Source organism: Pseudoxanthomonas winnipegensis, from assembly GCF_004283755.1.
GTDB classification, from domain to species: Bacteria; Pseudomonadota; Gammaproteobacteria; order Xanthomonadales; family Xanthomonadaceae; genus Pseudoxanthomonas_A; species Pseudoxanthomonas_A winnipegensis.
The window spans coordinates 238,010-262,483 of sequence record NZ_SHMH01000007.1 but is presented as its reverse complement, the minus strand read 5'-3'; the positions used below and the strand labels follow the sequence as shown (position 1 = coordinate 262,483).

Sequence of the window (24,474 nt, the reverse complement as noted above, 5' to 3'; positions counted from 1 at the left end):
GGCCACGCGCTGGCGGCCACATGGCATAATTCCCGGCTGCTTTCGGCCCAACCATGGACCTTGTTGACATGAATCTGCTCGATTTCCTGATCCCCGCCGCCCACGCCCAGGCCGCCGGCGCGCCCGCCCCGCAGGGCGGTGGCCTGTCGATGCTGGTGTTCCCGATCGTCCTGATCGCGGTGATGTACTTCGTGATGATCCGCCCGCAGATGAAGCGCCAGAAGGAGCACAAGGCCCTGCTGGACAAGCTCTCGCGCGGCGATGAGGTGATCACCTCCGGCGGCATCGCAGGCACCGTGGCCGAGATCGGCGACAACTTCGTCACCGTCGAAGTCGCCGACGGGGTCAAGGTGCGGGTGCAGAAGGGCGCGGTCGGCAACGTGCTGCCCAAGGGCACCCTGAAGTCCGCCGTCTGAACCACCCGCTTCATCCGACGGACCGCCTGGCGCGGTCCGTCTTGCTGTTCAACGCCGTGCCGGCGGTCCCGAGATCCGGGGCCGGTGGCCACAGGTTCGATCAACCAAATGCGCGCCTGCTCGGCGCGGGTGCCAAGCAATGCTCGAGTTTCCCCGCTGGAAATACGTCCTGATCCTGGTAGTGCTGGTGGTGAGCGCGATCTATGCGCTGCCTAACATCTATCCCCAGGATCCTTCGGTGCAGATCACCGCCAGTCGCGGCGCGGCCATCGACGATGCGCTGCGCGCCAAGGTCGATGAGACGCTCAAGGCGGCGGGCATCACGCCCAAGCAGATCGAGAAGCGCGACGGCGACCTGCTGGTGCGCCTGTCCACGCCCGACGCGCAGGCCAAGGCCAACGACGCGCTGCGCGAATCGCTGGGCGAGAACTACACCCCGGCGCTGAACCTGGCCTCGACCGTGCCGGCCTGGCTGTCCAGGCTGGGCGCCAAGCCGATGGTGCGCGGCCTGGACCTGCAGGGCGGCGTGCACTTCACCCTGCAGGTGGACCAGAAGGCCGCGCTGGACAAGCGCGTGGAGGCCTACGCCGAAGACGCCCGCGTCGCGTTGCGCGACGCCAAGATCCGCGTCGACTCGGTGCTGCGCGGCGCCAACAACACCATCGTGGTCAACGTGGCCGAGGGGCAGAGCGCCACCGCCGCGCGCGATGCGCTGATGAAGGTGCTGGCGCCTGCCAACGCCAGCGCCTCCGGCGCGCTGGTCGGCGCCTCGGCGCTGACCTACGACGTGCAGGGCCAGCGCATCGTCATCGGCCTGCCCGAGAGCGAGCTGACCCGCATCTCCGGCGATGCGATCCAGCAGAACATCGCCACCCTGCGCAACCGCGTCAACCAGCTCGGCGTGGCCGAGCCGGTGATCCAGCAGCAGGGCAGCGACCGCATCGTGGTCGAGCTGCCGGGCGTGCAGGACACCGCCGCGGCCAAGCGCATGATCGGCGCCACGGCCACCATCGAGTTCCGCGCCGTGGTCGAAGGCGACGCGCTGGAGGCCATGCGCACCGGCAACGTGCCGCCGGAAGCCAAGCTCTACCAGCTGCGCGACAACCGCGGCCCGGTCCTGCTCAACAAGCGCGTGCTGGCCTCGGGCGACCAGATGGTCAACGCGGTCTCCAACGTCGACCAGAACGGCCAGCCGGCCGTGGACATCACGCTCAACAGCGTCGCCGGCCAGCGCATGTTCGACTTCACCAGCGTCAACGTCGGCAAGCGCATGGCGGTGGTCTACATCGAGCGCATTCCGGAAGTGAAGATGGTCGATGGCAAGGAGGTGCGCAGCGTGCGCGTGAGCGAGGAGGCGCTGCAGCCCTCGACCATCAACGGCGTCTTCAGCAACAAGTTCCAGACCACCGGCCTGACCAAGGATGAGGCCGACAACCTGGCCAAGCTGCTGCGCGCAGGCTCCCTGGCCGCGCCGATGAGCTTCGTCGAGGAATACGTCATCGGCCCCAGCCTGGGCGCGGAGAACGTCGAGCGCGGCATCAAGGCGGTGGTGTACTCGTTCCTGTTCACCCTGGTGTTCTTCACCATCTACTACCGCGTGTTCGGCGCGATCACCTCGGTGGCGCTGCTGTTCAACCTGCTGATCGTGGTGGCGGTGATGTCCATCTTCGGCGCGACCATGACCCTGCCGGGCTTCGCCGGTCTGGCGCTGTCGGTCGGCCTGTCGGTGGACGCCAACGTGCTGATCAACGAGCGCATCCGCGAGGAGCTGCGTCTGGGCGTGCCGGCCAAGAAGGCCATCGCCGAGGGCTACGAGCGCGCCAGCGGCACCATCCTGGACGCCAACCTGACCGGCCTGATCGTGGGCATCGCGCTGTTCGCCTTCGGTACCGGTCCGCTCAAGGGCTTCGCGCTGACGATGATCATCGGCATCTTCGCCTCGATGTTCACCGCGATCACCGTCTCGCGCGCGCTGGCTACGCTGATCTACGGTCGCCGCAAGAAGCTCAACTCGGTCGCGATCTGACGCCAGGCCCTCGCAAGCGCCTGCGCCAGTACGCGCGTCCCGCGCAAAAGCCCGCACCTGCGTGTGCGGACTTCTCAAGGAAAAACGTGGCATGAAACTTTTCCCGCTGCACATCGTTCCCAACGACACCAAGATCGACTTCATGCGCCCGCGCAAGCCAGTGCTGGTGCTGATGGTGGTGCTCCTGATCGCCTCGCTGGCCATCATCGGCCTGAAGGGCTTCAACTACGCGCTGGAGTTCACCGGCGGCACCGTGGTGCGCGCGCACTTCGAGAAGCCGGTCGACGTTGACCACCTGCGCACGCTGCTGGACCAGAACGGCTTCGAGAACGCCCAGGTGCAGAACGTGGGCAGCGCCAACGATGTGATGGTGCGCCTGCAGCCGCATGGCGAGCACAACAACGACGAGAACGCCGGCCGGGTGGTGGCTGAAGGCGTGCGCAAGGTCGTCACCAGCGACGCCAATCCGGCCACGGTGCAGCCGGGTGAGTTCGTCGGTCCGCAGGTCGGCAAGGACCTGGCCAAGAACGGTCTGTACGCGACCATCTTCATGCTGGCCGGCTTCCTGATCTACATCGCGTTCCGCTTCGAGTGGAAGTTCGCGGTGGTCGCCTCGCTGACGGCGTTCTTCGACCTGATCCTGACGGTGGCCTACATGTCGCTACTGGGCCGTGAGTTCGATCTGACGGTGCTGGCCGGTCTGCTGTCGGTGATGGGCTTTGCGATCAACGACATCATCGTGGTCTTCGACCGTGTGCGCGAGAACTTCCGCAGTCTGCGCGTGGAGCCGCTGGAAGTGCTCAACCGTTCGATCAACCAGACGCTCTCGCGTACGGTGATCACGGCGGTGATGTTCTTCCTGTCGGCGCTGGCGCTGTATCTGTACGGCGGTCGTTCGATGGAAGGGCTGGCCGAGACGCACATGGTCGGTGCGGTGATCGTGGTGGTGTCCTCGGTGATCGTGGCGGTGCCGCTGCTGAGCATCGGTCCGTTCAAGGTCACCAAGCAGGATCTGCTGCCCAAGGCCAAGGATGTGGAGGCGCTGGCGCGCCGCCCCTGAGCACCCTTGCCGCTTTCGACTCTGGCAAAGGCCGCGCTTCCAGTGCGGCCTTTGTTTTTGGTTCTTTCCGATCACGGCGGGTGGGCGTGTCGGCTTCGGCGGGGCAGCGGTCCGGCGGGCGGTGACCGCTGATCCCTCAATCAGGGCATCCTGCCCTGATTCGGGCGCTCGGCGTCCTGCCTCGCTCGTCGCGGCCACCGCCCGCCGGACCGCTGCCTCGCGCGTCATGTCACGAGGCTTCGATTTGCAGAGTCGTGCGAACCCTCCTCGCGCACAACGCGGCCAGTGACGGGAGAGCGTCGACTTGAGGCCCCCTCCCTTGCGCGCAGCGCAGGGGAGGGATGGGGAGGGGTCGGGGCTTTCCCGGGCGAGCCACAGAAGCGAAGAGCAAAAGCACCCCACCCCGGCCCTCCCCTTCGCCTGCGGCGAAAGGGAGGGGGCAGGGCGCTTGCCTAACGCCTTCGGACCGAAAGGAGCCCTGATCTTTTGATCGCTGCGCCTCGATCCGGTCTGGCGCGCGAGCGCCGGCCAGGCATCGCCTGCGGCGGCGAGTCGGCCAGGGATGGCGGGCCGAGCCGAAGAGCCGCCTGGCTGGGTCGAGGCTGGCGGGGAAGGGCAATCTCCGGCCCGAGCTCATGCGGTCTGCGGGTTCATCTGTCCGCGGTCCGGCGAGGAGTCCTGTTGGTGGGCCCGCTTATGGGTTCCGGGGCGACTTTGCATCGCCAATGCGGTCGCGGGCCTACACTCGCCGGCATCCGAAACGAACGGGAGGGGCAGGACATGGGCAGATTCTCGGCAATGCTGCTGGTCGCCACGACGCTGCTGGCGGCCGCGCTGCCGGCGGCGGCCAAGGAGGTGGCCAGGCCGGTGCAGTGGACGGTCGGCGATCAGGCGTTCTCCGGCGTGCTGGTCTACGACGATGCTGGCAAGGCCAAGCGTCCGGGCCTGGTGATGGTGCCGGACTGGATGGGCGTGACCGATGCGGCGGTCGATCGGGCCCGTGAAGTGGCCGGCGACGACTATGTGGTGCTGGTGGCCGATGTCTACGGCACCGGCGTGCGGCCGAAGAACGCCGAGGAGGCGGGCAAGCTGGCGGGTGGCCTCAAGGGCGATCGGCCGGCGCTGCGCGCCCGCGTGCGCAAGGCGGTGGAAGTGCTCAAGGCGCAGGCCGGCGCCGCGCCGCTGGATGTGGCGCGGATCGGCGCCTTTGGCTTCTGCTTCGGCGGCACCACGGTGCTGGAGCTGGTGCGCGGCGGCGATGCGCTGGCCGGCGTGGTCACCTTCCATGGCGGACTGGAGCCGGGCAGCATGCCGGCCAAGCCGGGCTCGGCGAAGACGCCGGTGCTGGTGCTCAACGGGGCGGACGACCGCGGCGTATCGGCGCAGAGCATCGCCGACTTCCGCAAGGAGATGGACGCGGCCGGCGCGGACTGGCAGTTCGTGGATTTCAGCGGCGCGGTGCACTGCTTCGCCATCCCCGGCGCGAACAGCCCGCCCGGCTGCGTCTACAACGCGCGTGCGGCCAAGCGCGCCTACCGGATGGCGCAGGATTTCTTCGAGGAAGTGTTTTCGAAGCGGGACTGAGCGAAGAAGCGTGGGGCGTGATCGAGCGCGCGCGCGCGGCCGCTCTTGCTCACGCCTCGCTTTTCGGCCTCAGTGGCGGCGCTCGACCGCGTAACGCGCCAGGCCGCGAAGGGCGGCGACGGCGTCGTTTTCCGGCAGGCCTTCCAGCGCGGCTTCGGCGGCGCTGGCGTATTCGGTGGCGCGGCGCTGGCTGTAGGCGATGCTGCCGGTGGCGTGGATCGCGGCCAGCACTTCGGGCATGGCGTCGGTCTGGCCGTCGGCCACGATCTGGCGCAGGCGCGACTGGGTGGTCGCGTCGGAATGAGCGATGGCGTGGATCAGCGGCAGCGTGGCCTTGCCCTCGGCCAGGTCGTCGCCCAGGTTCTTGCCCAGATCGCTCGCGTCGGCGGTGTAGTCCAGCACGTCGTCGGCGATCTGGAAGGCGTAGCCCAGCTGCATGCCGTAGTCGTACAGGCGCTGCTGCAGGGCGGCATCGGCGCCGGAGGCCAGCGCGCCCAGCTGGGTGCCGGCGGCGAACAGCACCGCGGTCTTGCGCTCGATCACGCGCAGATAGGCGGCCTCATCCGTGTCCGGGTTGTGCACGTGCAGCAGCTGCAGCACCTCGCCCTCGGCGATGCGGTTGGTGGTGTCGGCCAGGATGCGCATGACGGCCATGCGGTCCAGTTCGACCATCAGCTGGAAGCTGCGCGAATACAGGAAGTCCCCGACCAGCACGCTGGGCGCGTTGCCCCACAGCGCATTGGCGGTGCTGCGGCCACGGCGCAGGTCCGATTCGTCCACCACGTCGTCGTGCAGCAGGGTCGAGGTGTGGATGAACTCGATGATCGCCGCCAGCTGGTGGTGGTCCGGGCCGGCGTCCACGCCGCAGGCGCGGCCGGCCAGGGCGACCAGCATCGGCCGCAGGCGCTTGCCGCCGGCGGAGATGATGTGGTCGGCGATCTGGTTGATCAGCACCACGTCCGAGGCTAGGCGACGGCGGATGAGGGCGTCGATGGCGGCCATGTCCGCCGCGGCGAGGGACTGGATCTGCGGCAGCGCCAGGGCGGCGGAGGGGAGCTGAACGGCGGACATGCGGCCTGGGAGTTCCAAGGAGAACGGCGATTATAGGTGGGCCGGGGTGAGTTCCGGTCGGCGATGTCCTACACGTGGGCGCGGGGTTTTCCGGTAGACCGGACGGGCCGGCTATAATCCACTGTCCGCAGCCCGCATTCGGCGGGCGCTTCGCAACCGGACGAATCCTCATGGCACGCGGCATCAACAAGGTCATCCTGGTGGGCAACCTGGGCAACGACCCGGACACCAAGTACACGCAGGGCGGCATGGCCGTCACCCGGATCAGCCTGGCGACCACCAGCGTGCGCAATGACCGTGAAGGCAACAAGCAGGAACGCACCGAGTGGCACCGCGTGGTGTTCTTCGGCAAGCTCGGCGAGATCGCCGGCGAGTACCTGCGCAAGGGCTCGCAGGTCTACGTCGAAGGCGAGATCCGCTACGACAAGTACACCGGCCAGGACGGCGTGGAGAAGTACACCACCGATATCGTCGCCAACGAGATGCAGATGCTCGGCGGCCGCGGCGAGGGCGGCGGTGGCATGGGCGGCGGCGACCGTCCGCAGCGCGCGCCGCGCCAGGAGTACGGCGGCGGTGGCGGCGGTGGTCAGCGCGGCGGCGGCGACAACTACGGTGGTGGTGGCGGTGGTGGTGGATACGGCGGCGGCCAGCAGCAGCCGCGTCGCCAGGCCCCGGCCCAGCAGCCGGCGCCGATGGACGACTTCGCCGACGACGACATTCCGTTCTGAGGCGCAGTCTTCCAATCTGCGAAGACACAATCCCGGCAGGCCCTTGCGCCTGCTGGGATTTTTTTTCGCCGGTGCGCGGCGCCGATGAACGGCGACTAGCAAGCCAGCGTGCGACTTGGCGGCGCAAGCGCGTGTTCCGAGCGCCGGCGCAGGGGAAACGTCAATGCACGGGGATTGGAGGAGCTACGCAGCAGGCTTCAACGCGTGGCAACCGAGCACGCTTCGAGCGGCGCTTCGTCTTCCAGCAAGCCGATGAAATCGTCCGAAGGGACCGCCTGCGAGATCAGGAAGCCCTGCGCCTGGCTGCAACCCAGTTGCCGAAGCGCGGCCAGGTTGGCATCACTTTCCACGCCTTCGGCCACGACGGTCAGGCCCAGCTGTTTGGCCAGGGCGATGATGGTCGACAGGGCCGAATACAGCGCCGGATCGCGGGCGCAGCCGTCGACGAGCACGCGGTCGATCTTGACTTCCGTGAAGGGAGTATTGACCAGGCTGCGGACCGAACTGAGGCCTTGGCCGAAGTCGTCCTGGGCCAGACCGAAGCCCTTCATGCGCAGACGGCAGGCGCCGGCGTAGAAGTCGCTGACGTGCCGCGTGGTGCTGCTCTCCATCAGCTCGAAGCACAGATCGCCGGGCGAACCGCCCAGCTCCAGGGTCAGTTCCAGCAGCGCATCGGGCAGGTCGGGCTGCTCCAGCAGATGCGGGGGCAGGTTGATCGAGATCGGCACCCGGAAACCTTGTCTGCGCCAGCGCGCCTGCGCCTCGATGCTCTCCTTGATCACCATCCGCAGCAGCTCGCCTTCCAGCCCGTGATGGCAGATCGCCGAGATAAAACTGCCTGCGGTCAGGGTGCCCAGACGCGGATGGTGCCAGCGCACCAGCGCTTCGGCGGCCACGATCTGTCCGGACTGCAGCGACTTCTTTGGCTGAAACCACGCAGTGAGGCTGCCATCGGCCATGGCCTCGCGCAGCTGCTGCGCGTCGGGGTCCAGCACGGGGGGCGATGCCGTGGCGGCGGCCGGGCGGTCCTGCGCCAATGCGTCGAACAAGGCCTCCACGTCGTTTTCCGCCACTGGCTTGGACAGCAGGGCGATCACATCCAGCCCCAGCGACTCGGCCATCAGCCGGGCCGAGGTCATCATCCGCCTGGGGGCCGCGCTGACCACCGCCAAGCGCGGCGGACGCGACTGCTCCGCCAGGGCCTGGATGAACTGGATGCCGTCCCGACCGGGCATCAGCAGGTCACTGAGCACCAGATCGTAGGATCGGCATGCGCACAAGGCGATGGCGGCATCCACGTCCTCGCAGGTTTCCACCTGCACACCGGCGCGGTTGCCGAGCATGTTGGCGAGTTGGCCGCGCGGGGACGGTCCGTTTTCCAGGATCAGGACACGCTGGTTCATGCGAGGTCTCCTTGGCGCAGGGCGGCGAGGGCATTGCAGGTGGGCGCCGTGCTCGCCGTGGATGCGGCCGCAGTCATGTTCCGGCGCTGCATCGATACCGCGTCGGCCAGTCCTGCAAGCAGAATCAGGGGTGTGACGAAGGTCGGCCACAGGAAGGCGCAGCCGGTCCGCAGCTGCGGCGGTGTCGAAGCGATACCCGGAAACTTCCGGTCGCGCAGTCGTTGTGCGTGGATCTTCGGCATGGGCAAAGCGTAGGTTTGGCCGTGCCCCCCGGATATCGGACGCGGCCTACATTTGCGGCCGACGCGAGGTATTCCGGGCGTATGGCATCCGCATCGATCCCGCGCGGAGGTGCGACAAACGGCTTGAACCGGGTTTATCAGGAGCCTCTGACGGCCAGGACCGCGACGGCCACGCCATCGCTGGTCATGGCTTTGCAGGCGTCCATCTTGTGCGTGCATTGAAGCGCCAGGCGCGCGTGCTTGGCGCCGACGGCTTGGTGAAAGATGGCGCGGCGCTCACCGGCGCGGCGAATCTTCAGCAGATGCGCGAGGTCATCCAGAAAGCGCGCCACTGGGCCTGGCAACGCTTCCGCGAGGTGTGCAGCAGGAGCGGCCGAAGGGGCGCGACAAGCGCGTGGCGGATTCCGCGTCGCGATCGGGAAGGCCGCTCCTGCTGTCCCGGCAGGACGGCCTCATGCATGCGTGCTCAGACCTTGAGCCAGTGCGTGGAGAGGGCGACGCCGACCAGAAGCGCGGCCACGCCCATGAAGGCGCCCGCCAGGCCGATGCCGTGGGCCGTGAACCCGATCAGTGCGGGACCGGCCAGGACGCCGGCGTAGCCGAGCGTGGTCACGGCGGTGATCGCGATGCTTTCCGGCATCCGCTTCTGGTTGCCGGACAGGGAGAACAAGGCCGGTGCGATGTTCGCGCAGCCGAGCCCCAGCAGAACGTGGCCAACCAGGGACGCCTGCCACGGCGTCACCCAGGTCAGAACGATGAAGCCGAGAGCGGCCAGCACCGCGCCCACCGCGATCGCGCGAATGCGCCCCAGGCGCTCGACGACCGAATCCCCGAACAGGCGTGCCACGGTCATGGTCAGGGCGAAGGCGACATAGCCCAGGCCCGCCATCGCCGGCTCGACCTGCCGGACATCGGCCAGGAACACCGCGCTCCAGTCCAGCATCGCGCCTTCGGCCATGAACACCACGAAGGCCAGGATGCCCACGAACAGGACGATGCCCTTAGGCCAGGCCAGCAGCGGGCCCTCCTGATGTAGCGCCTCGGTGCGCCAGTGCTTCAGCGACAGCGCCGCGATCGCCGCCGCCGCGGCCACGCCGGCCACCGCGGCGGCGGCCGGGCCGATCTGCGCGGACAGCAGGGCGGTCATCGCCGCGGCGCCGATGAAGCCACCGATGCTGAAGAACGCATGGAAGCCGGACATCATCGCGCGCCTGGCCTCGCGCTCCACGACCAGGGCCTGCATGTTCATGGTGCAGTCCATCGCGCCCACGCCGGCGCCGAAGACGAACAGGGCGCCGCCGAGCAGCCAGGGGTTGCTGGTGATGGCCAGCAGCGGAAGGCTGGCGCAGATGAACGCCGTCGTGGCGATCATGACGCCGCGACAGCCCAGGCGCGCGGCCAGGGCGCCCGAGACGGGCATGGCGATGAGCGAGCCGGCGCCCAGGCACAGCAGGATCAGGCCGAGCACGCCGTCGTCGACGCCGGTGCGCGCCTTGGCGAAGGGCACCAGCACCGCCCAGACGGCCATGGCGAATCCGGGGATGAAGAAGGCGGCGCGCGTGGCGTGCTGCTGCGCGCGGGCGCTGGAGGCGAGGGCTGCGGACATGGGGCGAGCGCTTACGAAGCGAAGAGGTTCAGCGGGTGAGTTCATGCACGCGGATGCCAGCGTCAGCGAAGGCCTGCAGATGCGCCTGCGCGGTGCCTGCGGCGATCACCAGGTCATCGACCTCGGACGGCGCTGCGACGTGGTAACTGCCTTCAGTGCCGAGCTTCTCGGGCGAGGCGACCACGATGACGCGCGAGCTGATAGCAACCATGGCGCGCTTCAGCGCGGCCTCCTCCGCGTCGGTGGCCCAGACGCCGGTGAGCGGGTCCAGCGCGCAGGCACCCGGCAGGCAGACATCCAGACGCAGGCGCTGCAGCTGCGACAAGGCTTCGGCGCCTCTCACGCCGCCTGCGCCGGGGGAAAAGACGCCCCCGATCAGCTGCACCTGGACACCGCCGCGTTCGCCGGCGGCGATGGCGATCTGCGGCGAGTTGGTGACGATCGTCAGATCGGCATGCTCGGGCAGGCGCTGGGCGACGGCCAGGTTGGTGGTCCCGGCATCGAGGAACACGGTGCTGCCCGGCTGAAGCAGCGCGCACACGCCCCAGGCCAGCCCGGCCTTGTCCGGGGCTTCGTGCTGGATGCGCTGGTCGAAGCGGAGCGCCTCCGACGTCGTGCGCACGGCGCCGCCGTAGACGCGCTTGCACAGCCCTCGGCTGGCCAGTTCGCGCAGGTCGCGGCGGATGGAGTCCTCGGACACGCCGAAACGCGCCGCCAGGTCGCTTGAGGAGACCCTGCCGTGCTCGCGCAGCAGGTCCAGCACCGTCTGGGCGCGTTCGGCGGGGAATCGGGTGTCTTCGGACATTGAGATGTCTCGCAGCAGAGTGCACAATCATGCATTAACGAGAATAAACTTGCATGAATGTGCATATCGGGGAGGATCGATACGCGATTGCGGGCGCATGCGCCGCGTCGCTGGTCAGCCGCGATTCGGTGTGATCACCGCCGGAGTGCCTTCTGGCCGAAGGGCTTCGTGCCAACGAAGAAAAGACTTCTTCTGCGGCACGTGGACCTCCGCGCTAGGAAGTTTCTCGGCGTTGGAGGCACAGCCCTCTGGCGGGCTGTGCCCCCTTTTCCCTCGATCAGGGCGTCCTGATCCGCCTTCGGGCGCTCGGCGTCCTGCCTCGCCAGGCGCGGCTACCGCCCGCTGGCGCGCTGCCGTGTGCGTCACGCCGGGTGGCTTCGGGCCGAAGATCAAAAAGTGGAAGGAAGTCCCGATCCATTCATCGCGGGGCATCGGCCTTCAATCAGGCGCTCAAGCGACAGGCACGCGGGTTGGACCTTGTGATGGACTCAGGCGAACAGCGAGGCCTGCAGGCAGTACGCGATCAGCGCCTGGTCACTGTCGACCCCGAGCTTGCGCATCGCGCTGATCTTCTGCGTGCTGACCGTTTTGGCGCTGCGTTGCAGCTGCCGCGCGATGTCGCTCACGCTCATGCCGCCGGTGAACAACCGGATGACTTCCAGTTCGCGTGGCGAGAGCCGGGTAAGCGCCGCGTCGACACCGGCCGGCTCGCCTGCGGTCTCCGGCGATGCGCCCAGCGGGCGGTAGACGCGATTGGCCAGCACGACGCGCAGTGCCTGCACCAGGCTGCCCAAACCATGGCTCTTGAGCACGACCCCTCCGGCCCCGGCGGCGTACATCGCGGACACCAGCGAGGGGTTGGAGACCATCGTCAGCACCAGCAAGCGAGTTTCAGGGAAGCTGCGCCGCAGGAACGAAATGAGCTTGATCCCGTCACCAAAGCGCGGGTCGCCGGGCATGCTGTAGTCGCTGATCAACGCCTGCGGCCGCGTCTGCTTCATCAGTTCGATCAGCGTGGCCGGGTCTGCCGCTTCGCCAACGACTTCAAGGTCCAGCTCGCCGGCCAGCACATCACGGATGCCGGCCAGCACGATCGGATGATCGTCGGCGATGAGGATCCGTGTGGTCATGGCGGTGTCGGACTGGTTGGGTGAGAGGAGCCGCTGTCGTCGATGAGCGGATCAAGCAGCCTGCGCAGCCGAAGCTGAAAAGCGGCCAATGCGATGGACTGGCTTGCAAGGTCGATCCCCAGCGCCAGGCGTTCTTCAATCTCCAGGCCGCTGTCGGCCAGCACGGGCGCGCCGACAATGGCCAACGCGCCGCGGATGCGGTGCAGCACCTGGACGACGCCTTCGGGATTGGCCTCGGCGATCGCCTGACGCAGGCTGTCCAAGTCGTCCTGCATGCTCTGCACGAACAGCGCACGGGTCTTGTCGGGCACCTGCAGGGCAGGATCGTCGGGGGTCGCGCGGTACCTAGCCATTGGTGATGCCGGTGCGGCCCCGCTCGTGATTCGGGTCAGTAGACGTTCCAATGCTTCCAGGGAGATCGGCTTGACCAGCACGCCCTGCATGCCCGCTTCCTCGCAGCGCTGGCGTTCGGCTGGGTCGGCGTTGGCGGTGGCGCCATAGATCGGCACGCCCACGCCGCGCGCACGCAGTGCGCGGGCCAGGCCGTAGCCATCCAGCCGCGGCATGTTCAGATCGGTCAGTACGAGCCCGAAGGTGCCCTGTTGCCAATAGCCTAGCGCCTCGTTGCCGTCGCTGGCGACCACGGCGCGGCAACCGAGCTGTTCCAGCTGGTCGCGCAGGATGGCCTGGTTGATCGGGTTGTCCTCGGCCACCAGCACCTGCAGACCGAAATCGTGCAGCGCGGGCACGCACCTTTCCGCCCCGCCCGATGCCGAAGGGCTGCTGGCGGTGGCCAGCGCGGCCACGATGGCGTCGAGTCGATGCAGGCCCACCTGCCAGGTGTCGCCTGTCCGCTGTGGCCGCACGCCTGCTTGGGGACAGGCGACCACGCGCGGGCCGACCTGCCAGGCCGCTGGCGGGCCGTCCAGCACCAGGTCCAGCAGCACCGTCGTGGACGGCCCACCCGCAACGGCTTCTGCGCGATGCACGCTGGCGTGGGCACCGCGCTGTTGTAGGCGTTCGCACAGTGATTGCACCAGTTCGCGCACCTGGCCGCGGACTTGCACTTGCAGGCCTGCCGGCAGACGCGGGGCGGGCGGCTGTTGAGGGTCGGGCGGCGCTGGCGGCAGCGGCAGATCGACGCTGAAGCTGCTGCCCAGGCCGCTTTCGCTGACCACGCGCAGGTGGCCTTGCATCAGCGACGCCAGATGCGCGCAGATGGCCAGGCCCAGGCCTGTGCCACGCATCGCATCGGTGCCGGGGTTGGCCTGGTAGAAAGGTTCGAACAGATGCGCCTGGTGTTCGCTGGCGATGCCGATGCCAGTGTCGGCGACCTGCCACTGCAGCCAGCAGTCTTCGCCATGCCAGCGTCGTGAGACGCGCACCACGACGCGGCCGCTGTCGGTGAACTTCAGCGCGTTGCTGATCAGGTTGTTGAGGATCTGACGGATCCGCGCGGCATCGCCGCAGACCATGGCGGGCAGGTCTGCGTCGATGCAGGCATAGAACTGCAGGCCCTTGTTCGCCGCTGCGGCGGCGTACGAGTCCATCGCATCCTCGGTCAGTCGGGCAGGATCGAAGGGGCTCGGCTCCAGGCTCAGTTGTCCGGCCTCGGCCTTGCTCACGTCGAGGATGTCGCTGATCAGCTGCATCAGCGTCGAGGATGAGCGCTGGATCGTGGCCAGATAGCCCTCCTGCCGGGCACTGAGCGGAGTCAGCCCCAACAGTTCGAGGGTGCCCAGCACGCCGTAAAGCGGGGTGCGGATCTCGTGGCTCATGGTGGCCAGGAACTGGCTCTTGGCCCGGTTGGCCTGGTCCGCGGCAAGGCGTGCCTGCTGCTGGACCTGCTCGGCCTCTCGCTGGCTGCTGAGGTCGATGAACAGGCATAGCACCGCCGGCTCCCCGCGATAGCGCGCCGGTGTTGCCGTCACCAGCAGATGCAGGCCCTCGGGCGTGGTGTAAGGCAGTCCGTCGCCTGGCACGGCACCTCCGGCTGCCAGCACGGTGTGCCGCCAGTGGCCGGACCAGCCGTCCGCGTGATGGTCTTCGCCCAGCCAGCGGCGGGCGAAAGCGTTGTCCAGCAGGACCTCGCCATCCGCGCTTCGCAGCAGGCACAGCCCGATCGGCGCGTGGTCCAGGAGGGTGCGCATGAACGCCTCGCTTTCCAGCAGGCGTGCGTGGTTGTTGCGCAACGGCTCGATGACCGAGCGTCGATAGGCACGCAGCGCGAGCACGCCGGCCAGCGCCAGCACCAGGGCGACCAGCATCGCGCCCAGCACCGGACCTTGCGGGTTCTGGCAGAGCTGCCGCCAGCTCACTTGATAGACGGCGCGCCAGCCGCTGTCGCTGCGCATGTAGAACCGCAGACCGTCCCGACCGGCCTGGACGGAAGGTCCCGCTTCGCTCAGATCCGCCTCCTCGCCCAGCAGCCGTTGGCCGGTGGGATCGAACAGCGATAGCCGCTGGAACACGGGAACGCCCAGCACCTGCCTGTAGTCGTCGATGCGTCCGGGGTCGAGCAGGCAGGCCAGTACGGCCAGCGAGCCGTCTTCCGCCTCGCCCCACAGGTGCGCGTCCTGTGGGGCATGGGCGATGGCCAGCAGGCGGGTCTGCCGATCGCGCCAGGGCACGGCGGCCCAGACGATGCCACCGCGCTTGAGAACCGGCTGTGTGCCCAGCGCACGATGGATCTGGGCGATCGTCGGGCGCAGGTGATGCGGACTGCTCAGGCTCGCATCCGCATCGCTCATCTGCACCGGTGCCAGCAGCCCGCGCGTGCCTTGTCCATCGACCAGCAGGCACTGTGGCGGTGGATAGTGCGACGCTGACCAAAACGTGCCATAGAAGCGCAGGAAGCGATCACCCAGTGCGTCCGGGCTTGGGGTATCGGCGCCTGCTGTTCCCACCAAGGCGAAATCGGCGAAGAGCGGACCGCGCCGCCGCTCCACCCCGGCCTCAGGAACGGAACGCCCCTGCTCGCCGACATCGTGCAGACGCCACTGCCTGAGGAAGCGTTCCTGTTCGCGCAGCGTGCCGTCGAGGCGACGGAAGTGGTACTCGATCTTGCCGCGTTCCTCGTTCAACAGCTGTTTGCCGGTGGAGAGCAGGAGCCCAGCCTGCAGGGTCGCCAGCACCACGACCCCGATCAGCAGGGCATGGACGCGCAGGGAGCGGCGTGCGAGTCGACGTACGGGAACGGCCTCGGCCGGCATGGCGGGTCTCGGAGCGGCGGGAAAGCAGCGCGACTTGGCCGCGGGGGAGACCGTTCAGTGCCCCGGCACAGGCAAATCGTCAACGCCACGGCGTGGATTCGAGCAGCATGGAGCGCGCTTCAACGCGTGGCAACCTAGGAAGTATCGAGCGGTACTTCATCCTCCAGCAGCTGGGTGAAATCGTCCGACGGGACCGCCTGCGAGATCAGGAAGCCCTGTACCTGACTGCAGCCCAGTTGCCGAAGCGCGGCCAGGTCGGCGTCACTTTCCACGCCTTCAGCCACGATGGTCAAGCCCAGCTGCTTGGCCAAGGCGACGATGGTCGAGAGGGTCTGATACAGGGCCGGATCCCTGGCGCAGCCGCTGACGAGCATGCGGTCGATCTTGACTTCCGTGAAAGGGGTATTGACCAGGTCGTGGACCGAGCTCAGCCCTTGGCCAAAGTCGTCCTGGGCCAGGCCGAAGCCCTTCATGCGCAGACGGCAGGCGCCGGCGTAGAAGTCGCTGACGTGCCGGGTGGTGCTGCTCTCCATTAGTTCGAAGCACAGTTCCCCTGGCGTGCCGCCCAGCTCCAGGGTCAGCGCCAGCAGCGCATCGGGCAGGTCGGGCTGCTCCAGCAGATGCGGGGGTAGGTTGATCGAGACCGGCACCCGGAAGCCTCGCCTGCGCCAGCGCGCCTGTGCCGCGATACTTGCCTTGAGCACCATCCGAAGCAGCTCGCCTTCCAGGCCGTGGTGGCAGATCGCGGGGAGAAAACTGCTCGCGGTCAGCGTCCCCAGATGCGGGTGGCGCCAGCGTACCAGCGCTTCGGCGGCCACGACCCGCCCGGACCGCAGGGATTTCTTCGGTTGGAACCAGGCGGTGAGGCGGCCCTCGGCCATGGCCTGGCGCAACTCCTGGGCATCGGGATCCGGCACAGCGCTCGCCACTATCGCTGTCGCTGCGGGCGGACGAGCCTGCGCCAATGTTTCGAACAAGGCCTCCACGTCGTTCTCAGCCACTGGTTTGGCCAACAGAGCAATCACGTCCAGCCCCAGCGACTCGGCCATTAGCCGGGCCGAGGTCATCATTCGCCTGGGCGCCGCGCTGACCACTGCCAGGCGTGGCGGACGCGATTGCGCGGCCAGTGCCTGGATGAACTGGATGCCGTCCTGGCCGGGCATCAGCAGGTCACTGAGCACCAGATCGTAGGATCGGCACGCGCACAAGGCGACGGCGGCATCCACGTCCTCGCAGGCGTCCACCTCTACGCCGATGCGGTTGCCGAGCAGGTTGGCGAGGTAGCCACGCTGGAACGGCTGGTCTTCCAGGATCAGGACACGCTGGGTCATGCGAGGTCTCCTTAGCGCAGGGCGGCGAGGGCTCTGCGCAGATGGGCGATATCGATGGGTTTGCTCAGGTAGCCGCGCATGCCACTGGCCAGACAGCGCTCGCGCTCCTCGGCGGTGGCATTGGCGGTGGCGCCGACCACAGGCACCGGGTTGCCCTCGTCGCGCAAGCGGCGGGCCAGCGAGTGGCCGTCCATGCGTGGCATGTTGATGTCGGTCACCACCAAGTCGAAGGCCTGCTCGCGGCACAGCCGCAGCGCTTCCGCGCCATCCTGAGCCAGTTCCACCTCGCAGCCGAGCGCGCGCAGTTGCTCGGCCAGGATCACCCGGTTGATCGGATTGTCCTCCACGGCCAGCACGTGCAGACCCAGCGGCGTGGGAGGCGTTGCGCGCGTGGTCTCCGGCAAGGCGGTGCGCCGTTGCTGCAGGCAGGCCAGGGCCTTGCCGATCGCGGTGATGCCATGAAGGGTGACCATCAGGCTACCGTCGGCGGCCACGTGGGGCTGGTCGCCCCCATCGATCGACGCTACCACCCGCGGCCCCCTCCACGCCAATGGCATACCGGCTTCGCCGTCCATCAGGATTGCCCCGTCGCGGTCGAGCAGGGCCGGGTCGCCCTGCAGCGGCTGGGCGTTGGCGCCCCAGCGGCGCAGCCAGCCGCACGCGCTGTCGACCAGTTCGCGGTCGCGGCCGCGGACCAGGATCGGCGGCTCCGGCCGCAACACCGGGCCGTCCTCGGTGGTGTCCAGTACCGGCAGCGGTAGGCGCACGCTGAAACTGCTGCCGAGTCCCGGCTCGCTGACCACCTGGAGTTCCCCGCCCATCAGGCGCACCAGACGATCGCTGATGGACAGGCCCAGTCCCGTGCCCTGCGTGCTGGTCGCGCTGCGCACCTGGCGGAAGGGCTCGAACAACCGATCCTGCTCTTCTGCTGCGATCCCCACCCCGGTGTCGGTGACCTGCCAGACCAGTACGCTCGACTCTTCCTCATGCTGTGACTGGCGCACGCGCAGCACCACGCGGCCATGCTCGGTGAACTTGATGGCATTGCTGAGCAGGTTGCCGAGGACTTGCCGGATGCGGTCGGCGTCGCCAAGCACGCGGGTCGGCAGGGCGGGGTCGGTGCAGACCAGCACATGCAGGCCCTTGCGGGTCGCGGCAGCGGCAAAGCTGCGCAGCACGCTTTCGGTCAGTTCGCGCGGCGAGAACGGCGCCGGCTTGAGACTGAGCTGACCCGATTCGATCTTGGAGACGTCCAGCACGTCGCTGATCAGCTGCAACAGCACCGACGATGAGCTTTCGATCGTGCGCAGATACTGTGACTGTCGCGCGTCGAGCGAGGTGTGGCCGAGCAGTTCGAGCGTGCCCAGCACGCCATACAAGGGGGTGCGGATCTCATGGCTCATGGTGGCCAGGAAGGCGCTCTTGGCCTGGTTGGCGGCGTCCGCGGCCTGGCGCGCCGAGGACAGCGCTGCCTGCGCCTGCCGATGCCGGGAGATGTCATGGAACACGCACAGCAGAACGTCGTCGCCCTGGTAGCGGCAGGCGGCATGCAGCACCTGCAGCTGCCGCCCGTCGCGCGTAGTGAACTCCAGCCCACGGCCGTGCTCGCCGGCATGCCCGCGCCATGGCGCTCTCCAGTCGCTGTACTCATGGTCCTCACCCAGCCAGTCCCGCAGCAACTGGTTGGAGAGCAGCAGATGACGGTCGCTCCGGCGCAATACGCAGATGCCGGCAGGCGCCATGTCGATCACCGTCGAGCTGAAGTCCAGGTTCTCCAGCAGACGCCGATGCTGTCGCAGCGCCGGCTGGATCAGCTGGCGGTCGACACAATGTCGCAGGAGTCGAAGAGCGATGCCCGCGATCAGCAGCATCAGCGTGCAGGCCAGCAGGGGCGCGGAGAGGTCGTCGAGCAGCCGGGTGGGTGGCAGGCGATAGACCAGGCGCCAGCCGTCATCGCCGAGACGCTTGATGAGGGCCAGGCCATGCGGAAGGCCATGGCGCCAGAGCATGCCGAAGTGATCGCTTTCCTGTTTGCGCAGCGCCTCCCAGTCCGCACCTTGGTTCGGATTCCCGTGACGGACCGGCGCGGACCTGCCCGCGGGATCGATCAGCGCGTAATCGGCGACACGCTCGCCCTCCAGGATGGCCTCGGTCGCGGCACGCTCCAGAAGCAGCAATAGCCACTGGGTCGGCTCGCCATCGACCTGCATCGGCTGAGCCAGGGCAAGGCCGCTCTCGCCCAGGCCAATCCAGTACACATGATTAGCGTCCTTGGACCGGCGCAGGCGGGCCAGAAGCTCCTGCAGCGAGGGCATGCGTGCAGGATCGACCTCGATATCGGCCCCCGCCAATCGATGGGCGCCCTGCGCGTCGATCGCACGAAGCTGCGTCTGCAGCTCCTGCAGTGTGTGTTCGGCACGCGAGGACAGGACCAGACGGCCACTGCCAGCGTCTCCCAGCGCCACCTCGCGCGCGCCCTCACCCAACGCGGCGGGACGAGCTCCATCGCCCGGCAGCACGGAGTCGCGGAGGTAGCGCAGCAGTGCCTCTCGCTGGTCGAAGTAGAGCTGCGCCTCGTATGCGACTGCGTTCATTTCGCGACGATGCGTCGACACGGCGTCGGCGAGCCGGGCATGCAGGAACAGGCAGGTGGCACACGTCAGGCACAGAAAGACGCAACCGGTCAGCAATTTCAGCAGCGTCGAGGCGATGGCAGGAACCTTCAGGCTGCGCAGCAGTCGCGCATGGATCTTCAACATCGCTCGAGAATAGGTCCGCCTGTATCGCCAAGGACATCAGGCATACCTTAGATTTCAGTTCTTTCGATGTTGTTTGAATGCGCATCGCTGCAACGATTGCGTGCCGCGATGTCTGGATCAGGGCGGCTTTAGGAATTGTCCGATTGAGGGGCCCCTGAAGGGGGTCTTAGGGTGGGCATCGGGAGCATCCCAGCTCGGATGTCCGGCATTGGGCCGGGCTTGGCGGACGCATATGAAGAGATCCGCATTGGCAAACAAAGCTCCTAGGTCTGCCGCAGTCGCCTCCACCGACTGCGCCCTGACGGCGCTTCTTCGCGGCATTGCTGCGGTGACGCTGATGCTGTCGGTGTGCGCCTATCCTGCGGGCGGATGGTTCACGGTGCTGGCGCTCATTCTAGGGGGCTACAGCCTGCTTTACGCCGCTTTTTCCTTGGTCGGTTCAAGGCGCTGGCAGGAGATCGTGCTGGCGCTTGCGGCCATGTCGAATCTGCTCAGGATGGTGTTCTGAGGCCGGGCAGGGGCCTGCCGTCCGCCTCGGTCATTTCACGGTAGAACGCAGCGCACCTGCGCGAGCTCTGGTGCTAAGGCTGCGCCTTGGCGAGTTGGCCTCCGCAGCTCAGGTGCCTGCGATTTAGGAATTGCCTGATGTCGCCTGCCTCAGGCGGCGACTAGTTTGCGTAGTCCCATCGGCTTGATGGCGCGCATGCGCCGCAGATCCATGCAGGTCCACCCGGCACGCGCGCTGCCCTCGGGGGCCTGGCTTCTGCCACCGCAGGTCGCGGTCGAGCGGGGATTCGTCAATCAGAGTGGAGAAAAACAGGTGACCTCACTGTTCAAGGCATTCGCTTGCGGTTCCAACAAGGCTGATCGGCCTGAGGCGCCTTCGGTGGCGCTGCCCTCGCTGGGACTGCTTGCGCTCTCCTTCGCTGCAGGGCCCGCCTTCGCTCAAGCGAACGGAAATGGGTCACTCCAGCTATGCCCGACGGTCGCTGATGGCTCAGGCTCAGGAAAAATGCTTGGCGTAGGCTCGACGGCGCCAGCGACGCTGAGTTGCAGCAAGGGCGCCGCCTCCTTTGCGCTCAACAACAATGGAAACGATTCAGGCGGTAATGGATTCGCCAACTCGACGGCACAGGTCGTCGGCTATAGCGATGGTCGGCTAGTGCTGAAAGGCAACGGCGGAGTGAGCATCGTCGGCGCGGCCAACTTCGATTCCATTGCCAGCTTTGGCAACAATCGCGTGACGGGTGTGAAGGCTGCGGAACTGTCGGCTTCGAGCACCGACGCGGTCAACGGCGCGCAGTTGGCCTCCACCAACGCGGCCGTCGCCACCAATGCGGTCGCGCTCAGTGCGCAGACTGCTCGCACGGCCAGTCTGGGCGCCGGTCTGGCGACCGCGCTGGGCGGCGGCGCCAGTGTCGATCCGGTGAGCGGTGCGGTGACTGCTCCCAGTTACAGTGTGGCCGGCACCTCGGTTTCGAGCGTTGGCGAGGCAGTGACCAAGCTCGATGCGCACGCGACGCAGAACGCCAGCAGCATCACCACGATCGACGGCCGCCTCGAGGATTTGGCCAGCGGAAAGTCCGGCCTCGTCCAGCAACATGCGCCTGGTGCGCCGCTGATGGTCGGTTCTGCCATCGACGGCGATCGGGTGGATTTCGTTGGCACCGCCGGCGTGCGCACGCTGACAGGGGTCGCGGCGGGCAAGGTCGTCGCCGACAGTACCGAGGCCGTCAACGGTTCGCAGCTTGCTGCGACCAATTCCAACGTGGCCGCGAACTTCGCCTCACTCAGTCAACAGACCGCTCGCGCGACCAGTCTCGGAGAGGGCGTGGCAGCGGCGTTGGGCGGCGGCGCCAGCGTCGATCCTTCGACCGGTGCCGTCAGCGGCCCGGCATATAGCCTGGAGGGCAAGCCGGTTGCGAGCGTCGGGGCCGCGCTGACAAATCTCGATGGCCGAACCATCAGCAATACCAGCAACATCGCCAACCTCAGCGGCCGCTTAGACGGATTGACCATCGGCAGTGCTGGCCTGGTCCGGCAAGCCTCGTCCGGGGCATCGCTGACGGTGGGTGCCGGGACTGACGGTGATCGGGTCGACTTCGTTGGGACCGGGGGGGCGCGTACGCTGACGGGCGTGGCCGCTGGCAAGGTCGCAGCCGATAGCGCCGACGCCATCAATGGCGCGCAGCTGGCCGCGACCAAGGCCGATGTGGCCGCGAATGCCGCCTCGCTGACGTCCCAAGCGGCTCGCACCACCAGTATCGCCGACGGCCTCGCGACCGCGCTGGGCGGCGACGCCAGCGTTGATCCGGTGAGCGGTGTCGTGACGGTGCCCAGCTACACCTTGGAGGGCAAGGCTTTTTCGAGCGTGGGGGCGGCATTGACCAATCTCGATGGTCGAACCTCCAGTAACACCAGCAGCATCACGACGATCAACGGACGCCTGGATGGTCTGGCCAGCGGTGCCGCTGGCCTGGTCCAGCAGGTCTCTGCTGGGTCGGTGCTGACGATCGGCGCTGGTACCGACGGTGATCGCGTGAACTTCGCCGGGACCGCTGGCGCGCGCACGCTGAGCGGCGTGGCCGCGGGCAGCGTCGCGACCGACAGCGTCGACGCGGTCAATGGTGCGCAGCTCGCAGCGACCAACGCCGAGTTGGCGGCTCATGTTGCTTCGCTCATTTCCCAAGCGACTCGCACCACCAACATCGCCGATGGCATCGCGGCTGCGTTGGGCGCTGGTGCCAGCGTCGATCCAGCGACTGGTGCCGTGACGGCTCCCAGCTACGTGATGGAAGGCAGGGCCGTCTCGAGCGTCGGGGCCGCATTGACCAACCTTGACGGTCGAACCTCCAGCAACACCAGCAGCATCACGACGATCAACGGACGCCTCGATGGTCTGGCCAGCGGTGCCGCTGGCCTGGTCCAGCAGGCCTCGCCCGGGGCTGCGCTGACGGTGGGCGCGGCGACGGATGGTGCCCGAGTGGATTTTGTCGGGACCGCTGGCGCGCGCACCTTGACCGGCGTGGCCGCCGGCAAGATCGCGGCGGATAGCGCTGACGCTGTCAATGGCGCACAGCTTGCAGCCACCAATGTCGAGGTCGCAGCCAATGCAGCCTCGCTGAGCTCCCAAGCGGCTCGCACCGTCAACATCGCCGATGGCATTGCGGCCGTGTTGGGTGGCGGTGCCAGCGTCGACCCGGCAACCGGTGCTGTGACGGCTCCCGGCTACATGGTGGAAGGCAAGGCCGTCTCGAGCGTCGGGGCCGCATTGACCAACCTTGATGGTCGAACCACAGACAACACCGCCAGCATCACCACGATCAACGGTCGTCTCGATGGCTTGGCCACCGGCACCTCGGGGCTGGTTCAGCAGGCCTCGCCCGGGGCCGCTCTAACGGTGGGCGCGGCGACGGATGGTGATCGAGTGGACTTCGGTGGCACTTCGGGTCGCCGCACCCTGGCTGGCCTTGCCGCGGGACGCGTTGGGGCCGACAGCGACGAGGCCGTCAACGGCGCGCAGCTCGCGGCGACCAATGCCGATGTGGCTGCCAATTTGGCAGCGATCGGTGTCCAGAGCGGCCGAACCACGCGGCTGGGAGAAGGGATGGCGGCCGCCCTGGGCGGCGGCGCGCGTGTCGATCCGGTGACGGGTGCCGTGACGGCCCCCAGCTACATCGTAGACGGCAAGGGCGTCTCCAGCGTGGGAGAGGCGCTGGCCAACCTCGATGGTCGAACCACCATCAACACCGCCAGCATCAACACGATCAACGGGCGCCTCAATGGCCTGGCCAGCGGCACCTCGGGCCTGGTCCAGCAGATCTCGCCCGGGTCTGTCCTGACGATGGGGGCGAACACGGGCGGCGATCGTGTGGACTTCACCGGCACGGCTGGCACGCGCGTGCTGACCGGCGTGGCCGCCGGCCAGATCGCCACCGACAGCAAGGACGCCGTCAATGGCGCACAGCTGGCCGAGACGAACGTCCGCATGCGCGATGCGGAGCATGCGCTAGGGGAGATGGATGGACGCTTGGTCAGTGCGGAATCCAGCGTCACCCACCTGGTCGATGCGGTTTCCAACCTCTCCAGTGGCGGCGTAGGCCTGGTCACCCAGGCCGACCCCGGCGACAGCATCAAGGTGGGCGCGGGCCGAATGGGCAATGAAGTGGACTTCTCCGGCGCCGAAGGCGACCGACGCCTGACGGGCGTGGCCAACGGCGTGAAGGACCAGGATGTCGTCACCATGGCGCAGCTTCGCGCTGCGGGCGCGATCGATCCAGTCTCCGGAAATCCGCTTACCGTGCTGACCTATGACGATGTCAGCTTGGGCCGGGCGACCTTCGGCGGATGGGGTGGAACCGTGCTGGCCAATGTCGGGCGCGGGCTGATCGCCGCGGACAGCATGGAGGCGGTGAATGGCGGGCAGCTGTTCGACATCAAGACGCTGCTCGAAGGCAGGATCGACGGCTTGAGCGGTCGCGTGGAGGCCGTCGAGCATGCCGTCGCCGACGGTCTCGGATCGGGTCCTGCTGGCGAGGGCGATGGACTGATCCATGGCGACGGGCAGGATTCGATGGCCGTTGGCGAAGGCGCGAGCGCGTCCGGAACGAACTCGGTGGCCATCGGGAAGGGCTCGGTTGCGGAGGGCGAGAACGAGGTCTCGGTTGGTTCGAGCGGAGCCGAACGTCGGGTCTCCAACGTCGCCGCAGGTGTGGCGCCCACCGACGCGGTGAACCTCCAGCAGATGCGTGAGGTCGTCCAGGCTGAGCGGGACTGGGCCTCGCAACGCTTCCGCGAGGTGGACAGGAGAATCGACAGGATGGGCGCGATGAGCGCCGCCTACGCGGGCATGGCGTTGAACACGGCCGGGCTCGCGGGCGACAACCGATTGGGCGCCGGTGTCGGATCTCAGAACGGACGCAGCGCGCTGGCGATCGGCTACCAACGGATCGTGGGCGAGAAGAAGAACATCTCCGTCTCCCTCGGCGGCGCGTTCAGCGGCAGCGATCGCGGCGTGTCGGGCGGTGCGGGATTCAGCTGGTAGCGCGACCGAGATCGGTGGCGGAGCGGGCCAGCACGCGACAGGAAGAAGCCCGCATGG

General features: G+C 67.7%; 17 protein-coding genes. 7 read left to right on the top strand and 10 right to left on the bottom strand.

The annotated features are described in order from the left end of the window. Positions 1-68 precede the first annotated feature (68 nt). The 4 genes from yajC (at position 69) to EAT51_RS15055 (ending at position 5,086) form a co-directional block, all read left to right on the top strand. A complete protein-coding gene (gene yajC / locus EAT51_RS15070; RefSeq protein ID WP_130521110.1) occupies positions 69-416 on the top strand; it encodes a preprotein translocase subunit YajC in 348 nt (115 codons plus the stop codon). A 139-nt stretch (positions 417-555) separates the two neighbouring features. Further along, positions 556-2,442: a protein translocase subunit SecD gene (gene secD / locus EAT51_RS15065; RefSeq protein WP_130535600.1), complete on the top strand. Its 1,887-nt coding sequence runs from the start codon at positions 556-558 to the stop codon at positions 2,440-2,442. Positions 2,443-2,533: 91 nt separating this feature from the next. After that, positions 2,534-3,502, top strand: a complete 969-nt coding sequence (gene secF / locus EAT51_RS15060) for a protein translocase subunit SecF (protein WP_130521106.1) — start codon at positions 2,534-2,536, stop codon at positions 3,500-3,502. A 780-nt stretch (positions 3,503-4,282) separates the two neighbouring features. Beyond that, positions 4,283-5,086, top strand: a complete 804-nt coding sequence (locus EAT51_RS15055) for a dienelactone hydrolase family protein (protein ID WP_130521104.1) — start codon at positions 4,283-4,285, stop codon at positions 5,084-5,086. A gap of 69 nt (positions 5,087-5,155) precedes the next feature. Here the strand turns inward: EAT51_RS15055 and EAT51_RS15050 are convergent, their stop codons facing one another. Then, positions 5,156-6,157: a polyprenyl synthetase family protein gene (locus EAT51_RS15050; RefSeq protein ID WP_130521102.1), complete on the bottom strand. Its 1,002-nt coding sequence runs from the start codon at positions 6,155-6,157 to the stop codon at positions 5,156-5,158. Positions 6,158-6,327: 170 nt separating this feature from the next. Between EAT51_RS15050 and EAT51_RS15045 the strand changes: the two genes are divergently transcribed. Continuing rightward, on the top strand, positions 6,328-6,885 hold the full coding sequence (locus EAT51_RS15045; protein WP_130521100.1) for a single-stranded DNA-binding protein: 558 nt from the start codon (positions 6,328-6,330) through the stop codon (positions 6,883-6,885). Between the two features lie 197 nt (positions 6,886-7,082). On the opposite strand, the gene EAT51_RS15040 is transcribed toward EAT51_RS15045, so the two are convergent. The 9 genes from EAT51_RS15040 to EAT51_RS15000 form a co-directional block, all read right to left on the bottom strand. After that, on the bottom strand, positions 7,083-8,288 hold the full coding sequence (locus tag EAT51_RS15040; protein ID WP_130521097.1) for an EAL domain-containing response regulator: 1,206 nt from the start codon (positions 8,286-8,288) through the stop codon (positions 7,083-7,085). Beyond that, positions 8,285-8,530, bottom strand: coding sequence for a hypothetical protein (locus tag EAT51_RS15035; protein ID WP_130521095.1), 246 nt, complete (start codon positions 8,528-8,530; stop codon positions 8,285-8,287). Before EAT51_RS15035 ends, EAT51_RS15040 begins: the two co-directional genes overlap by 4 nt. 137 nt (positions 8,531-8,667) lie before the next feature. Further along, positions 8,668-8,862, bottom strand: a complete 195-nt coding sequence (locus tag EAT51_RS15030) for a hypothetical protein (RefSeq protein WP_130521093.1) — start codon at positions 8,860-8,862, stop codon at positions 8,668-8,670. Between the two features lie 134 nt (positions 8,863-8,996). After that, positions 8,997-10,136 (bottom strand): MFS transporter, encoded by a 1,140-nt coding sequence (locus EAT51_RS15025; protein ID WP_130521091.1) that lies wholly within the window; start codon positions 10,134-10,136, stop codon positions 8,997-8,999. Positions 10,137-10,164: 28 nt separating this feature from the next. Beyond that, entirely contained in the window at positions 10,165-10,941 is a 777-nt protein-coding gene (locus EAT51_RS15020) for a DeoR/GlpR family DNA-binding transcription regulator (protein ID WP_130521088.1), read from the bottom strand. 488 nt (positions 10,942-11,429) lie between these two features. Then, entirely contained in the window at positions 11,430-12,071 is a 642-nt protein-coding gene (locus EAT51_RS15015; RefSeq protein WP_130521087.1) for a response regulator, read from the bottom strand. Further along, entirely contained in the window at positions 12,068-15,283 is a 3,216-nt protein-coding gene (locus EAT51_RS15010) for a hybrid sensor histidine kinase/response regulator (RefSeq protein WP_130521085.1), read from the bottom strand. Before EAT51_RS15010 ends, EAT51_RS15015 begins: the two co-directional genes overlap by 4 nt. Positions 15,284-15,417: 134 nt before the next feature. Continuing rightward, entirely contained in the window at positions 15,418-16,614 is a 1,197-nt protein-coding gene (locus EAT51_RS15005; protein WP_130521083.1) for an EAL domain-containing response regulator, read from the bottom strand. An 11-nt stretch (positions 16,615-16,625) separates the two neighbouring features. Continuing rightward, positions 16,626-19,373: an ATP-binding protein gene (locus tag EAT51_RS15000; protein WP_130521081.1), complete on the bottom strand. Its 2,748-nt coding sequence runs from the start codon at positions 19,371-19,373 to the stop codon at positions 16,626-16,628. A 232-nt stretch (positions 19,374-19,605) separates the two neighbouring features. Between EAT51_RS15000 and EAT51_RS14995 the strand changes: the two genes are divergently transcribed. Next, positions 19,606-19,881, top strand: a complete 276-nt coding sequence (locus tag EAT51_RS14995) for a hypothetical protein (protein WP_130521079.1) — start codon at positions 19,606-19,608, stop codon at positions 19,879-19,881. Positions 19,882-20,076: 195 nt separating this feature from the next. After that, the gene (locus tag EAT51_RS14990; RefSeq protein ID WP_165421996.1) at positions 20,077-24,417 is read left to right on the top strand and encodes a YadA-like family protein; all 4,341 of its coding nucleotides are present in this window, start codon (positions 20,077-20,079) and stop codon (positions 24,415-24,417) included. Positions 24,418-24,474: the final 57 nt, after the last annotated feature.

What these genes read in the sequence shown, in the direction of transcription:
- yajC (WP_130521110.1), top strand. Translation starts at nt 69, where the DNA reads ATGAATCTGCTCGATTTCCTGATCCCCGCCGCCCACGCCCAGGCCGCC.
- secD (WP_130535600.1), top strand. Translation starts at nt 556, where the DNA reads ATGCTCGAGTTTCCCCGCTGGAAATACGTCCTGATCCTGGTAGTGCTG.
- secF (WP_130521106.1), top strand. Translation starts at nt 2,534, where the DNA reads ATGAAACTTTTCCCGCTGCACATCGTTCCCAACGACACCAAGATCGAC.
- EAT51_RS15055 (WP_130521104.1), top strand. Translation starts at nt 4,283, where the DNA reads ATGGGCAGATTCTCGGCAATGCTGCTGGTCGCCACGACGCTGCTGGCG.
- EAT51_RS15050 (WP_130521102.1), bottom strand. Translation starts at nt 6,157, where the DNA reads ATGTCCGCCGTTCAGCTCCCCTCCGCCGCCCTGGCGCTGCCGCAGATC.
- EAT51_RS15045 (WP_130521100.1), top strand. Translation starts at nt 6,328, where the DNA reads ATGGCACGCGGCATCAACAAGGTCATCCTGGTGGGCAACCTGGGCAAC.
- EAT51_RS15040 (WP_130521097.1), bottom strand. Translation starts at nt 8,288, where the DNA reads ATGAACCAGCGTGTCCTGATCCTGGAAAACGGACCGTCCCCGCGCGGC.
- EAT51_RS15035 (WP_130521095.1), bottom strand. Translation starts at nt 8,530, where the DNA reads ATGCCGAAGATCCACGCACAACGACTGCGCGACCGGAAGTTTCCGGGT.
- EAT51_RS15025 (WP_130521091.1), bottom strand. Translation starts at nt 10,136, where the DNA reads ATGTCCGCAGCCCTCGCCTCCAGCGCCCGCGCGCAGCAGCACGCCACG.
- EAT51_RS15020 (WP_130521088.1), bottom strand. Translation starts at nt 10,941, where the DNA reads ATGTCCGAAGACACCCGATTCCCCGCCGAACGCGCCCAGACGGTGCTG.
- EAT51_RS15015 (WP_130521087.1), bottom strand. Translation starts at nt 12,071, where the DNA reads ATGACCACACGGATCCTCATCGCCGACGATCATCCGATCGTGCTGGCC.
- EAT51_RS15010 (WP_130521085.1), bottom strand. Translation starts at nt 15,283, where the DNA reads ATGCCGGCCGAGGCCGTTCCCGTACGTCGACTCGCACGCCGCTCCCTG.
- EAT51_RS15005 (WP_130521083.1), bottom strand. Translation starts at nt 16,614, where the DNA reads ATGACCCAGCGTGTCCTGATCCTGGAAGACCAGCCGTTCCAGCGTGGC.
- EAT51_RS15000 (WP_130521081.1), bottom strand. Translation starts at nt 19,373, where the DNA reads ATGTTGAAGATCCATGCGCGACTGCTGCGCAGCCTGAAGGTTCCTGCC.
- EAT51_RS14995 (WP_130521079.1), top strand. Translation starts at nt 19,606, where the DNA reads ATGAAGAGATCCGCATTGGCAAACAAAGCTCCTAGGTCTGCCGCAGTC.
- EAT51_RS14990 (WP_165421996.1), top strand. Translation starts at nt 20,077, where the DNA reads ATGCGCCGCAGATCCATGCAGGTCCACCCGGCACGCGCGCTGCCCTCG.